Origin of the sequence: Micromonospora musae (assembly GCF_003626635.1) — a bacterium.
Taxonomy (GTDB): Bacteria; Actinomycetota; Actinomycetes; order Mycobacteriales; family Micromonosporaceae; genus Micromonospora; species Micromonospora musae.
The window spans coordinates 59800-71857 of record NZ_RAZT01000018.1 but is presented as its reverse complement, the minus strand read 5'-3'; the positions used below and the strand labels follow the sequence as shown (position 1 = coordinate 71857).

The following is a 12058-nucleotide window of genomic DNA, read 5'->3' as shown; positions in this document are numbered from 1 at the left end:
TCCCTGTTTGTGACAGCCCGTCAGCGGGGCATGGGGGCGTACTCGGCCGTCAGGTAGGAGCGGTAGGTGATCACCGCCGGGATGGTCACGTTCAGCTTCCCGGCTGTCGTGGTGAGCAGCTCTTCGTACCCCAACAGGGCGCCGGAGCGCGGATCGACGATCACGGTGTACTGGGCGGGCAGACCGTGCGCGTCGGACGTGATCGAGAAGGCCTCACCGACCCGTCCGGCGCGGTCCGTGACGGTGCCGGTCACCGTGATGCCCGGGAGGTCCGCGAGGAGGGTGAGCGCCGCGGCGCGCTGAGCCGGGTTCAGCAGCCGCACGCCGACCAGCTGGGCGACATCCTCCAGGTACTGCACGGGCGCCGGCACCGCCGACGTATCCGCGCTGAGCCAGTGCCGTAGCAGGTCGGCACGCGCCGGCACCTCACCGCGGAGAACGCTGTAGAACTCGCCCGGTGGGTAGTCGCGTACCTCCTCCGACGACCCGAGGCGGCCGCCCCACTTCCGCCACTGCCTGCGGTCGGCGTCGGACCGGAAGACCGGCGGCAGATCCCGTCGGACCATGCGGCCGGCGTCGTCGTCGGTGCGCCAGGACCGCCACTGCTGCGGTACGACGGCAGACGCCGTCCGACCGACCGAGATGGACGAGTTCAGGAACCAGTTCGCCGACTCCAGGTGCTCCACCGTCCCGGCCGGCCGCGCGGGCACCGGCTGTGCCGCCGCCACGGTGGCCAGGCGCCGAAGCCGGATGCTCGCCGGTTCCGTGCTCGCCGGCGGCCCGTAGCTGAGCATCGCCGGGGTGGCCGCGTAGGCGGGCGGCGGCTGGCGGTACGTCTCGACCGCCACCACGGCACCGGCGGCCGCCACGACCACCGCGCCGGCCGCCGCCAGCACGAACCGACGACGGGGAACCGCTCGGCGGCCCGTCTCCGCCGCGCGGTCCGTGGCGAGGATCCGGGCGAGGTCCCGCTCGCGACGGCTCTCTTCGGGAGGCGGGATGTTCCGGGCCGGGTCCAGGCCGCCCAGCATCTGCCGTACCTCGTCGGTGACTTTCACGTCATCCACCTCGATTCGACATCGACGGCGCCGCCGACGGCCTCGGCTCGACCACGTCACTGGTCGCGCCGAGTTGCGCCCGGAGCCGCCGGCGGGCACGCAGCAGCCGCATCGCGAACGCCGCCCGGGACTGGCCGAGCACGGCCGCCGCTTGCGCGGCGGTCAGCCGCTCCCAGGCGACCAACCGCAGGATCTCCTGGTCGCCGCCGGACAACCGGCCGAAGGCCACCACGACGTCGCGTTGGCCGGCCACCCCGTCCGCGTGGTCCACCATGACCAGTCGGTCCGGCTCCGCCGCCACCCGTAGCGTCAACTCCTGCCACCGCCGACGACCTCTGGCCTCGTTCGCCAGCACCAGCCGGGCCACCCCGTACAGCCACGGCAACGCCGACCCGGACGGCACGTCGCCGAACCGACGCCAGGCCACGAGGAAGACCTCGGCAACGACGTCGCCGACGTCGGACGCGACGATCCGCCGAGCGACGTACCGCCACACGTCACCGTGATGACGTTCGTACAGCTCGGTGAAGTGCTGCTTCGCCACGTCCATGGCACCTCCTACGGGCTTATGTCCGGCATCAACCGGAACATCACACCCAGCAACGAAGGAGTTGCCTGTCAGCGGCGCTGGCCTGCCGGAGAACGCGAACCGCTCACCCCGGTGCCCCGCCGACGGGTCGGAACTCGTGGACGACCTCGATCGGCCCGACGATGTGCTGGTTGAACTCGTCGAGCTCCTCGGCCGGCACCCACAGTTCGAGGATGTCGCGACCGCCGGCCTGCCGAACCGGGTACCTGGACGCGAACTCCCGATCGACCTTGAACCGCGTGACGTAGCCGACGCCCGAGGCGGGCACGTTCCAGTCCCGGGCGATCATGATCGCGTACTGCTCGTTCAGTACCGGGTAGAAGATCGGCTGGTCCGGCAGGCGCGGCGGCCACGCTGTCCAGCCGGAGGCGCGTACGAGGTCCAGCTCCTTGGGACCGGTGGGCCGCCACAGGGTCATCGTCTCGCTCACCGCTGTCTCCTTCCTGGTCGGGGCAGGTTAGCGGTGGGATCTTCGCAGCGGCCAACGGTTTCCTGCCGCCCCACCGCGACTTCCGGGTAAGACGCGGTGGCCGGTGCCGGCTCAATGCCTGGCGGCCACCGACCATACGTGGCCGTAGCGGCAAGCGGATGGACGATCACGATCGGCACTGTCATCATGCCCGCGTGGAGATCAGCTTTTCGGCGGCACAGGTGGACGCCGCGCCCGAGGCGCCGCCTCGCGTGGCGCGCCCCGGTCAACACATTGGCGCGCTTGCGCTGGCCGTACTGGCCCTGGCGGCGCTGATCGGCGCCCACTTCCTACCGTGGGTCGCGGTGCTGGCCGGGAGCGCGCTCGATCGATTGTTCGGGCAGGATCCGGAGCAGCCTCTGCGGACGTATCGCCTCCTCGACCTGTCGGAGACGGCAGTTCCGCTGTACGTCGGCTGGCTGATGCTGTTCGGGGCGTTCGCCGCAGGCTGGGTCAAGCCGGGCTGGCGGCGAACCCTGCTTCGTCTCGTCTGCCTCGTCGACCTCGCGATCGTCTTCCTGGTCCTCGACATCGGTCGACCGGCTGTCGAGGCGAGCGGCCTGCGGGCGAGCGACTACCCCAGGGCCGACATCCGGTCCGGGGCGCTGCTGGCGCTGCTCGGCGTGCTGCTGGTGACCGCGGCTGTGGCGGCGCTCACGGCCCCTGTACGGGCCCGCGCGGAACGGTCCACGTCACAGGCATCGGCCCTTCGGCCAGGGTCCGTGTCGGGGTCGGCGGCGCACGCCCCGGAGCCGACGGTCGGTACGCAGGCGCCCGCGTCGCGGCCGCCGGTCACTACCGGATGGTCCGCGCGACCGGTCTGGGTGCCGTGGTGGCGGCGCCGTGGCCCGATTACCGCCCTCGTTCTCGGAGTGGTCGTTGCGGTGGTCGCAGCAGGGGCGAGTGTCTGGTTGGCGCTGCATCGGCCGGCCACGCCTCGGGACCACTCCGGTGACCTCCGGGAATTTCTGGTGACCGCCCCGGTCGGCTCGACCTTCAACGCCGAGGTCCAGGCCAGCGACGGACAGCTCAGCGTGAGCCAGGTGACGCAGCTGATCGATGCCGGGCCGGCAGACGTGTTCACGCTGCTCGGTATGCGTAGCGCCGTGATGGGCGGCTGGGTCGAGCCGGACGGGGTCTCGGTGACGGTGACGCTGATCCAGTTCAGCTCGGACGATGACGCGAGCGGGTTCCTGTACACCTATGGCCTTCGGACGCAGGAGAGAACCGGCAGCGACAGTACGGAGATTCCCGGCCTGCAAGGGGCTCATTCGTTCGTCGATGCGGCCCGCGACGACAAGGACCGGGTCCGGGTCGACGGCGTTGCCCAACGGGGTGACGTGGTCCTGCTCATCACCGAGGCGCAGCCCGGAACGACCGACGTTGCTCGGGTCAACACGCTCTTGCGGAGTCAGTACGACCGGCTTTGAGAGTGCCCGACGGCCGCGCTGAGCATGGCCGCGGGGGTGGTCAGTCGGTCGATACCTCGACGACGAGGTGGCTGGTGCCGGGAACCGGATGGACGCCCGGCACCAGCACGTCAGGCAGGGCGGCGACGGCTTCCGCCGGCAGGTCCACCTCCAGCAGGCCGTCGTCTGGTCGCCGAGCGGCGAAGACCTCCGCCCTCTGCAGAACCACGCGGGTGGAGGTGTTGTCGAGGAGCAGTACGCGGCCGTGGGACAGCCGATCGCGTACCGCTTCGGCCACCATGGTGGTCGTCACGTCCGCAAACCGCAGGCGGACGGTGTCCTGCTCGGCGGTCCAGTCGAAGCCCGCGATCATGAGTAGTCCGGTGGACGAGCCGTCGCGGGCGCGGCCTTCTTCGATCGCGGCCCGCACCGCCGGATCATCCGTGATCGATGGCCTGTCCAGGTCGGTGACGAGCATCGGTACCCGTTCGGCGAACAAGTGCAGCACACCGTCGGTGTCCCACTGCCGAGCTGCCGCATACTCGTCGCCGGTCAGACCGACCACCTGCAGGAACTGCACGCGGCCGTGCGGCGTGGGGATCGTTCCCAGCTCCGGGTCCTCGGTGAAGGCCAGCGCGGTCAGCTCGGTCTCGTAGTCGAGCCGGATGGGTCCATTCGCGTTCATGTGATGGCCCGGCTCGAACCAGTTGCCGCTGCTGAAGACGTAGCGGGCGAGGTTCTGCAGCAGACTCGCCGCCCACATCGGCGGCTCGGTTTCGCCGATGTCGCGGGCGGGCCGGATGGTGAACTCGAAGCCCCAGCCCGACTCGTCGGGGTTGTCGGATTCCTTGGCGTACAGCTCACTCATTCCGTACCCGACGACGTGCCAATGCGGCACCGGCTCGTCACGTGGGTAGAAGCTGACGCCGTCGAGCGGGTCCGGGCCGCCCAGGGCGAATCGGTGCAGCGTGCCGTAGTGCTTCGGCTCGACATCGGGGTAGAGCTCGGCGAGGCGAGCGTCGATGGCGTCCCAGCCGGGCGCTTCGGAGGTCATCGCAAGATCAGACCATGCCGACGGCGGGCGCGACGCCCCGACCCGCTCGGCCGCCAGGCGGCACCGCCGTCGCTACCGGCAGTGTCCGAGGAGGCCGTACGTGCGACCGGAGGGACCGCCGGTCGCGGCTGTTCCGCCCGTCAGCTCGCACCCGTAGGGCCGCAGCGGGGATCGGACCGGACCCCGGTAGAGCTTGATCTTCGGCGTTGTCGATCGCCCAGGCCAGAGCTACCCTACTGGACATGTTTGGACAGGTGCTCAAGTTGAAGCACGAGCGGGTCGCCGAGCAGCTCGCCCGGGAGATCCGCGGCGGCCGGCTGGCCCCGGGCAGCCAGCTGCCCGGGGAACATGCGCTCGCGACCCGGTTCGATGTGAGCCGCAACACTGTCCGCCAGGCCCTGATCGACCTCACCCGGCAGGGGCTGATCCAGACCCGCTCCGGTAAGGGCTCGTTCGTGACCTTCGACGGCCGGGCCATCGACGACCGGCTCGGCTGGTCACGGGCCCTGGCCGAGCAGGGCGTCCCGACAACCGTACGCACGCTCCGCCTCGAGCTGGTCCACGAGCCCGAGCTGGTGGAGCGGTTCGGGCTGCCCTCGGCCGAATTCGTCGCGATCGACCGGCTCCGGTCGCTCGACGGCGGCCCGGCGATCTCGATCGAGCGGAGCCGGATTCCGGCCGTCGGTCCGCTGCGCGACCTGCCCGAGCAGGGTCTCGCCGGCTCCCTGTACGCGGCGCTGCGCTCGGCCGGTCTCGCGCCAGCGCAGGGCGAGGAGTGGGTGGACCTGTCCCCGGTGGCGGAGTCCGACGCGCAGCTGCTCGGCTGCGCCGACGGTGATCTCTTCCTGCGTACCCAGCGGCTGAGCCTGGACGCGCGCGGCGAATTCGTCGAGTACGTGGAGAGCCTGTTGAAGCCGGACCGGTTCCGGCTGCACCTTCGCTTCGGGGAGGCGTCGGAATGAGCGCTCCGAATCCGCACCTGACGATCGAGTCGCGCGCGGTCGGCGCCCTGACCGGGCTCGCCGTCGGCGACGCGCTCGGCATGCCGACCCAGTCGATGCCCCGGGAACGGATCGTCGCCCGCCACCCCCGGTTGGCCGGTTTCGAACCGGGCCCCCCGGACCAGCCGATCGCGCCCGGAATGCCGGCCGGGTCGGTGACCGACGACACCGAACAGGCCCTGCTGCTCGGGCAGCTGCTCGTCGAGGGCCAAGGGCACGTCGACGGGCACCGGCTCGCCCGGGCGCTGCTCGCCTGGGAGGACGACATGCGCCGACGCGGCTCGCTGGACCTGCTCGGCCCGTCGACCCGGGCCGCCGTCGCCGCCGTGGCCGCCGGCCGTCCGCTCGAGGAGGCCGGCCGGTTCGGCACGACCAACGGGGCGGCGATGCGGATCGCCCCGGTGGGGATCGCCGTACCCGCGACCGACCTGGACCGGCTCGTCGATCGGGTCGTCGAGGCGAGCTGGGTCACCCACAACACCGGCGTCGCCCTGGCCGGCGCCGCCGCCGTCGCGGCCGCGGTCAGCGCCGGCCTGGACGGCGCGGACACCGCGACCGCGACCGGCACCGCCGTACGGGCGGCGCGGCTCGCCGCCGGGCGGGGCCACTGGATCGCGGCGGGAGACATCGCCACCCGGATCGGCTGGGCCACCGAACTGGTCGCCGGGCGGACGCCGGAGCAGGCCGCCGACCTGATCTATCGCCTCGTCGGAACGAGCGTGGCGACCCAGGAATCGGTCCCGGCGGCCTTCGCGGTGCTCGCCGTCCACCCCGACGACCCCTGGCAGGCGTGCTTGTTCGCGGCGGGCCTCGGCGGCGACACCGACACGATCGCCGCCATGGTCGGCGCCATCGCCGGCGCCGGCCACGGCGTCGACTCCTTCCCGAGCAGCGCGCGGGAAACGATCGAGAAAGTCAACGACCTTCCCTTGGCAGAACTGGCGACACGCCTACTCACCCTTCGTCAGCGCAGCTGACGCCGGTACGCACAAGAAGGCAGGACGACGATGTCCACGACTGAACTGGCCGGCACGATCCCGGCCGACACCAACCGGGTCGGCACCATCGAGACCAGAGGCATCGAGCCGGTGCCCCCCGCCGAGCGCACGGGCGGCCCGGGCCAGCTCTTCTGGGTCTGGTTCGCGGCCAACATCTCCATCCTGGGGCTGCCCCTCGGCGCCACCCTGGTCGCGCTGCGCGGCATGAACATCTGGCAGGCGCTGCTGGTGGCCGCGGTCGGCTCGTTCGGCTCCTTCGCCCTCGTCGGCCTGATCAGCCTGGCCGGCAAGTGGGGCGGCGCGCCCAGCATGACCTTGTCCCGCGCGATCTTCGGGCCGCGCGGCAACCACGGGCCCACGGTGATCTCCTGGCTGTCCCGGGTCGGCTGGGAGACGGTCAACACCACGACCGCCGCGTACGCGCTGCTCGCCCTGCTGGACATCGCGTTCGGGCTCACCGCGAGCCCCGTGCTGACCGTGATCAGCCTGCTGGTTTTCGTGGCGCTCACCCTGGTCGTCTCGGGCCTGGGACACGCCACGCTCGTCTGGATCCAGCAGTGGGCGACGTACGTCTTCGGTGCGCTGAACATCATCGTCGCCGCGTTCCTGATCGCCCGGGTCGACTGGGACGCCGTCCTCGACGCCCCGGCCGCCCCGCTGAGCGTCGTCATCGCCGGCGTCGGTGTGATCGCCGCCGGCACCGGCATCGGGTGGGCGAACGCAGGCGCGGACATGGCCCGCTACCAGCACCGGAACGTGCGGGGTGGGCGGATCGTCGCCGCGGCCTCGGCCGGTGCCGGAATCCCGCTCTTCCTGCTCATCGGGTTGGGTGGCCTGCTCTCGGCCGGCGACGGCAGCCTCGCCTCCGCCAGCGACCCCGTATCGGCGATCCAGGTGATGCTCCCGTCCTGGATGGCGGTGCCGTACCTGCTCGCCGCGTTCGGTGGACTGCTGCTCTCCAACAACCTCTCGGTCTACTCCGCCGGACTCACGATGATCACCTTGGGGGTCCGGACCCGCCGGGTGGTGGCCGTCGGCCTGGACATCGTGCTCACCCTGGCCGGTGGCGTCTACTTCATGCTGATCGCCGGGAACTTCTACGGCCCGTTCATCACCTTCATCTCGCTGCTCGCCGTACCGATCACCGCCTGGGTGGCGGTCTTCCTGGGCGACATGCTGTTCCGGCGGGAGTACGACCCGCGCGGCCTGATGGACACCACCCGCACGAGCAGCTACTGGTACCACGGCGGGTTCCGCTGGTCGGCGGTGCTGCCGTGGCTCGCCGGCACCGTCGTCGGGCTGCTCTTCCTCACGGCCTCGACCTCGGCCGACGACGTCTGGTTCAGCGGTCCGCTCGCGGACTCCTGGCTCGGCACGAACGGCCTCGGCTGGGTCGCGGCCTTCGTCGTCGCCGGCGCCATGTATCTGCTGCTGGGCGCCAGGAGCGCCCGGCGCGGCAGCCCGACCGGTCAGGTCGGACAGGCCGTCGCCGAGCAGGCGACCGGCGAGCGGACCGCGGGGGCCGAGCGGTGAGCGGCGAATCGCCCCGGCTGGTGCACACCGGCAACGTCGTCGTCGACGTGGTGATGTACCTGCCGCGGCTGCCCGAGGTCGGTGGGGACGTCCTCGCCTCGGGCAGCCGGATCACCGCCGGGGGCGGGCTGAACGTCATGGTGAGCGCGGCGCGTCAGGGGTTGCCCGTGGCGTACGCCGGGTTGCACGGCACCGGCCCCTTCGGGGACCTGGCCCGCGAGCAGCTGGCCCAGGCCGGCATCGAGGTCGTGCAGCCGGCGCTCCCGGACGTCGACACCGGGTTCAGCGTCGCGCTGATCGACCCGACCGGGGAGCGTACGTTCGCCACCAGCGTCGGCGCGGAGGCGCGGCTCGGCGCGGCGGACCTGGCGCGGGTCGACCTGCGACCCGGCGACGTCGTCTACGTCTCCGGATACAGCCTGGCCTACCCGTCCAACGGGGCGGCGCTGGCGGCCTGGCTGCCGACGCTCGCCCCGGAGGTCACCGTCGTCGTCGACCCCGGTCCGCTGGTCGCCGAGATCCCCGGGCCGGTCCTCTCGGCCGCCTTGGAACGTGCCGACTGGTGGAGCTGCAACGAGCGGGAGGCGCGGATCCTCACCGAGCAGGCCGATCCGGAGTCGGCCGCCGCCGCCCTGGTGGCCCGCACCGGGCGGGCCGGGGTGGTGGTCCGCACCGGACCGGAGGGCGCCGTGGTCGCCACCGCCGGCCGGACCGTACCCGTGCCCGCCTTCCCGGTGACCGCCGTGGACACCAACGGCGCCGGGGATGCCCACCTGGGCGCCTTCATCGCGGCCCTCGTCAGCGGTCTCGACCCGGTCCAGGCCGTCCGTCGCGCCAACGCCGCCGCGGCGCTGGCCGTCACCCGGCAGGGGCCCGCGACGGCCCCCACCGCCGGCGAGGTCGACGAGCTGCTCGGTAGCCCGACCGGGTGAACGACGCCCGGTGGGGGCCGTCCGGGGTGGGCGTACGGCATGCTGCGATCGACGATGCCGGCGCGGTTCGGGGCGGCGCGGCCGTGCTCACCACCGGTTGACGGCGACCGCTGTGCGCTCGGCCTCGCAACGGCTGCCTGATCGCGCGGCCGCGGAGAGCAGGGCGGAGAGGAAGTCCAGATGGCAGACGGCGACGTGCCCGAGCGGATGCAGGTCGCGGCCCTCGACGAGTTCGGTGGCCCAGAGGTGATCACGCCGCGCATGCTGCCGGTGCCGCAGATCGCCGACGACGAGATCCTGCTCAAGGTCTGGACCGCCGGCGTCGGGGTATGGGACGCCCTGCGCCGTCAAGGCATGCTGGTGCCCGAGGGCGCGTCCTTTCCGCTCGTGCCCGGCACCGACGCCGCGGGAACGGTCGCCGCGGTGGGCGGGAAGGTGACCGGTCTGACCGTGGGCGACGTGGTCTACGTCTCCGACTCCATGGTGCCGAAGGGCGGCTTCTACGCCGAGTACGCGGCGACCAACGCGCAGTACGTCGCGAAGCTGCCGGCGGGCGTGCCGGTGGAGCACGCGGGGGCGATGCCCACCGACGCGTTGACCGCGTTGTCGGGGTTGGATGCGCTCGCCCTGCCGGCCGGGGCGTGGCTGCTGATCTTCGGCGCGAGCGGCGGTCAGGGACACCTGGCCGTGCAGTTGGCGAAGCGGCAGAACCTCAACGTGATCGCCGTGGCCTCCGGCCGCGAAGGCGTGGCGCTGGTGACCCGGCTCGGCGCCGACGTTTCCCTCGACGGCCACGGCGACCTCGACGACGTGCTCGCACGGATCCGCGAGGTGACGCCGAACGGGGTCGACGGGCTGCTGGCGATGGCGGGCGGCGCGACGTTGGACCGGCTCGCCGAGGCGGTACGCGACGGTGGCACGCTCGCGTACCCCAACGGTGTACAGCCGCAGCCGAGCGAGCGACCCGGCATGACGACCCAGGCGTACGACGGGGAGAGCAACCCCGGGCAGTTGCGGCGGCTCAACGAGCTGATCGAGGCGGGGCCGTTCCAGGTGCACGTCGCCGAGAAGTTCCCGCTGGGACGGGCCGCCGAAGCCCACCGGCGGCTGCAGACCTCCTACCCGGGGAAGCTGCTGCTCACCGTGCGCTAAGCGCTGGTGAGACCGTCTTCGATCGAGCGGGTCAACGGCGGGGCAGGGCTCGCTCCAGCTCGACCAGGGCCAGCGGAGGGCCCTCGCCGAAGTCGTGGTCGTGGGTCCTGCCGGTCTCGACGAAGCCGTTCTTGGCGTAGAAGCGACGCGCCTGCGCGGAGTCCCGCAGCGTCCACAGATGCACGTCGTCGTACCCGGCGTCGCGCGCCCGGTCCAGGACGGCCGTCAACAGGACCTTCGCGATGCCGCTGCCCCAGACGTCCGGGTGGGCGAAGAAGGTATGGATCTCCGCGAGGCCGGGACGGAAGGTGGAGGCACCGAACCGGGCGAAGGCCCCCGGCCGCTCGTTCAGGCGCGCCAGCAGGATCGGGTCCCCGCCCTCGGCCAGAATCCCGTGCCACTTGGTACGCCGCTCCTCGACCCCGGCCGCGGCGACCTTTGGCGTGCAGAACGGGCCGTGCGAGACGCCCCAGGAGAGGGCGTGGATCTCGCCGAGGATGTCACCGTCCCCGGGCTCCGCCGGGTGGACCGTGATCAGGTCAGACATGGCGTAGACGCTACTGCGGGCGACCCCACGAGAAGCGCGCGGGCCGGACGCCAGAGCCGACCGATGCCCTGAGCGAACCGACGAGCTGCCCCGGGCAGATGGATCAAATCGCCGCCGGAACCAGGGTGTCCGGTTCCAAGGGGCAACAGGGACCGCGTGTTGCTGCAATTGTATGTCGATGAGATCTTGGCATCCGGAAGCCGGCCGTTCGGCGCCGCTGCTCAGGCGCGGTCCTGCCCCGTCGGGTGCGTGCGGTGGCGTCCGTCGGCTGTCGCTGCTGCTGATCGTGCTCGCCCTCGCGGCGGGCTGCTCCGATCCGGCAGAGGCGCCCGCCTCGCTGCTCGCCGACGGCACTGTCCCCTGGGCCGACCTGAAGATCACCGCCGAGGACCTCAACGGGCGACCGGCCGCGCCACGGTCTCCGGCAGCCGGGAGCAGGCCGTGCCGGGCGGAGCAGCTGTCCGGCCGGCTCACCGACTGGGTGCGCCCCGGCAACGGCGGTGAGACCCCGCACGGCAGGGACGCCAGGATCGGCAACCTCATCGGTGAGGTGGACGTCCGGAACGCGTCGAAGGTGGAGTGCACGCTGCAGGGCGAGGTGCCCACCACCCTGCTCGCCGGTGGCAGCAGGGTTCCCATGCTGTACACGCACGGCATCAACGAAGAGGGCCGCACCCGGGTGGTCGCCGTGCCCGCCGGTGGCCACGCCAGCCTGCGCCTGGACTGGTCCGGGCCGTTCTGCCAGCCGACCGACGGCCCGCTGGAGCTGGCGATCGAGCTGCCGAACGACGGCGGGACGCTGCTCGCACCGATCAGCGCGGACGGCCGGCCCGGCTGCCAGCAGGGCGAAGGAGTCAACCCGAACGCCCGTGCGGCGCTGTCGGCGAGCGGGTTCACCGAGCCGGTCGCGGTATCGACACCCCCGTCCTCGCCGCTCGAGCAGCTCACCGTCGCGGTCGCCGGGCCTACAGCCGCCGCGGCCGGGTCACGGCTCACCTTCCGCGTGACGCTCGGCAACCCGACCGGCCGCCCGCTCGCGCTGGACCCCTGCCCGGGCTATTCCATGGAGCGCTTCTCCCTCGGCGACGCAACGAACGAGCCGGTCAACACGTTACAGCTGTACCGGCTGAACTGTCGTCCGCTCCCGCAGATCCCGGCCGGCGGCACCTCCGTCTTCGAGATGACGACGGAGGTGCCCGCCTCGATGTTCCCGGGGCGGGAGCTCACCGTCACCTGGAAGCTCTACCTGCCGCACAACGCGCAGCGCGGGAACCAGCTCGGTGCCTTCACCGTGAAGGTCACCTGAGGGGAGTTCG

Annotated in this window: 12 protein-coding genes; 7 read left to right on the top strand and 5 right to left on the bottom strand. The window is 72.0% G+C overall.

What is annotated here, in order from left to right; translation table 11 throughout:
* Nucleotides 1–20: 20 nt before the first annotated feature.
* The 3 genes from D7044_RS28155 to D7044_RS28145 form a co-directional block, all read right to left on the bottom strand.
* Nucleotides 21–1058: a CU044_5270 family protein gene (locus tag D7044_RS28155; RefSeq protein WP_120690694.1), complete on the bottom strand. Its 1038-nt coding sequence runs from the start codon at nucleotides 1056–1058 to the stop codon at nucleotides 21–23.
* A gap of 1 nt (nucleotide 1059) precedes the next feature.
* Nucleotides 1060–1608 carry an RNA polymerase sigma factor gene (locus D7044_RS28150; protein WP_120680784.1) on the bottom strand — a complete coding sequence of 183 codons (549 nt, stop codon included), beginning with the start codon at nucleotides 1606–1608 and terminating at the stop codon, nucleotides 1060–1062.
* A 103-nt stretch (nucleotides 1609–1711) separates the two neighbouring features.
* Complete coding sequence (locus D7044_RS28145) at nucleotides 1712–2077, bottom strand: ADP-ribosylation/crystallin J1 (RefSeq protein WP_120690693.1); 366 nt, start codon at nucleotides 2075–2077, stop codon at nucleotides 1712–1714.
* 194 nt (nucleotides 2078–2271) lie between these two features.
* Between D7044_RS28145 and D7044_RS28140 the strand changes: the two genes are divergently transcribed.
* Nucleotides 2272–3546, top strand: a complete 1275-nt coding sequence (locus D7044_RS28140) for a hypothetical protein (protein WP_120690692.1) — start codon at nucleotides 2272–2274, stop codon at nucleotides 3544–3546.
* A gap of 40 nt (nucleotides 3547–3586) precedes the next feature.
* Here D7044_RS28140 and D7044_RS28135 read toward each other — a convergent pair whose 3' ends face one another.
* Nucleotides 3587–4579 (bottom strand): suppressor of fused domain protein, encoded by a 993-nt coding sequence (locus tag D7044_RS28135; protein WP_120680778.1) that lies wholly within the window; start codon nucleotides 4577–4579, stop codon nucleotides 3587–3589.
* Nucleotides 4580–4821: 242 nt separating this feature from the next.
* Between D7044_RS28135 and D7044_RS28130 the strand changes: the two genes are divergently transcribed.
* The 5 genes from D7044_RS28130 (at nucleotide 4822) to D7044_RS28110 (ending at nucleotide 10195) form a co-directional block, all read left to right on the top strand.
* On the top strand, nucleotides 4822–5541 hold the full coding sequence (locus tag D7044_RS28130; RefSeq protein WP_120680776.1) for a GntR family transcriptional regulator: 720 nt from the start codon (nucleotides 4822–4824) through the stop codon (nucleotides 5539–5541).
* On the top strand, nucleotides 5538–6557 hold the full coding sequence (locus tag D7044_RS28125; RefSeq protein WP_233565151.1) for an ADP-ribosylglycohydrolase family protein: 1020 nt from the start codon (nucleotides 5538–5540) through the stop codon (nucleotides 6555–6557). Before D7044_RS28130 ends, D7044_RS28125 begins: the two co-directional genes overlap by 4 nt.
* Before the next feature lie 30 nt (nucleotides 6558–6587).
* On the top strand, nucleotides 6588–8111 hold the full coding sequence (locus D7044_RS28120; protein WP_120690691.1) for a purine-cytosine permease family protein: 1524 nt from the start codon (nucleotides 6588–6590) through the stop codon (nucleotides 8109–8111).
* Nucleotides 8108–9043, top strand: a complete 936-nt coding sequence (locus tag D7044_RS28115) for a PfkB family carbohydrate kinase (RefSeq protein WP_233565150.1) — start codon at nucleotides 8108–8110, stop codon at nucleotides 9041–9043. The genes D7044_RS28120 and D7044_RS28115 overlap by 4 nt, the downstream gene beginning before the upstream one ends.
* Nucleotides 9044–9223: 180 nt before the next feature.
* Nucleotides 9224–10195, top strand: a complete 972-nt coding sequence (locus tag D7044_RS28110) for an NADP-dependent oxidoreductase (protein WP_199716800.1) — start codon at nucleotides 9224–9226, stop codon at nucleotides 10193–10195.
* Nucleotides 10196–10226: 31 nt separating this feature from the next.
* Here the strand turns inward: D7044_RS28110 and D7044_RS28105 are convergent, their stop codons facing one another.
* Nucleotides 10227–10742: a GNAT family N-acetyltransferase gene (locus D7044_RS28105; RefSeq protein WP_199716799.1), complete on the bottom strand. Its 516-nt coding sequence runs from the start codon at nucleotides 10740–10742 to the stop codon at nucleotides 10227–10229.
* A gap of 178 nt (nucleotides 10743–10920) precedes the next feature.
* Here D7044_RS28105 and D7044_RS28100 point away from each other — a divergent pair, with 178 nt between their 5' ends.
* Nucleotides 10921–12048: a hypothetical protein gene (locus D7044_RS28100; RefSeq protein WP_147434732.1), complete on the top strand. Its 1128-nt coding sequence runs from the start codon at nucleotides 10921–10923 to the stop codon at nucleotides 12046–12048.
* Nucleotides 12049–12058: the final 10 nt, after the last annotated feature.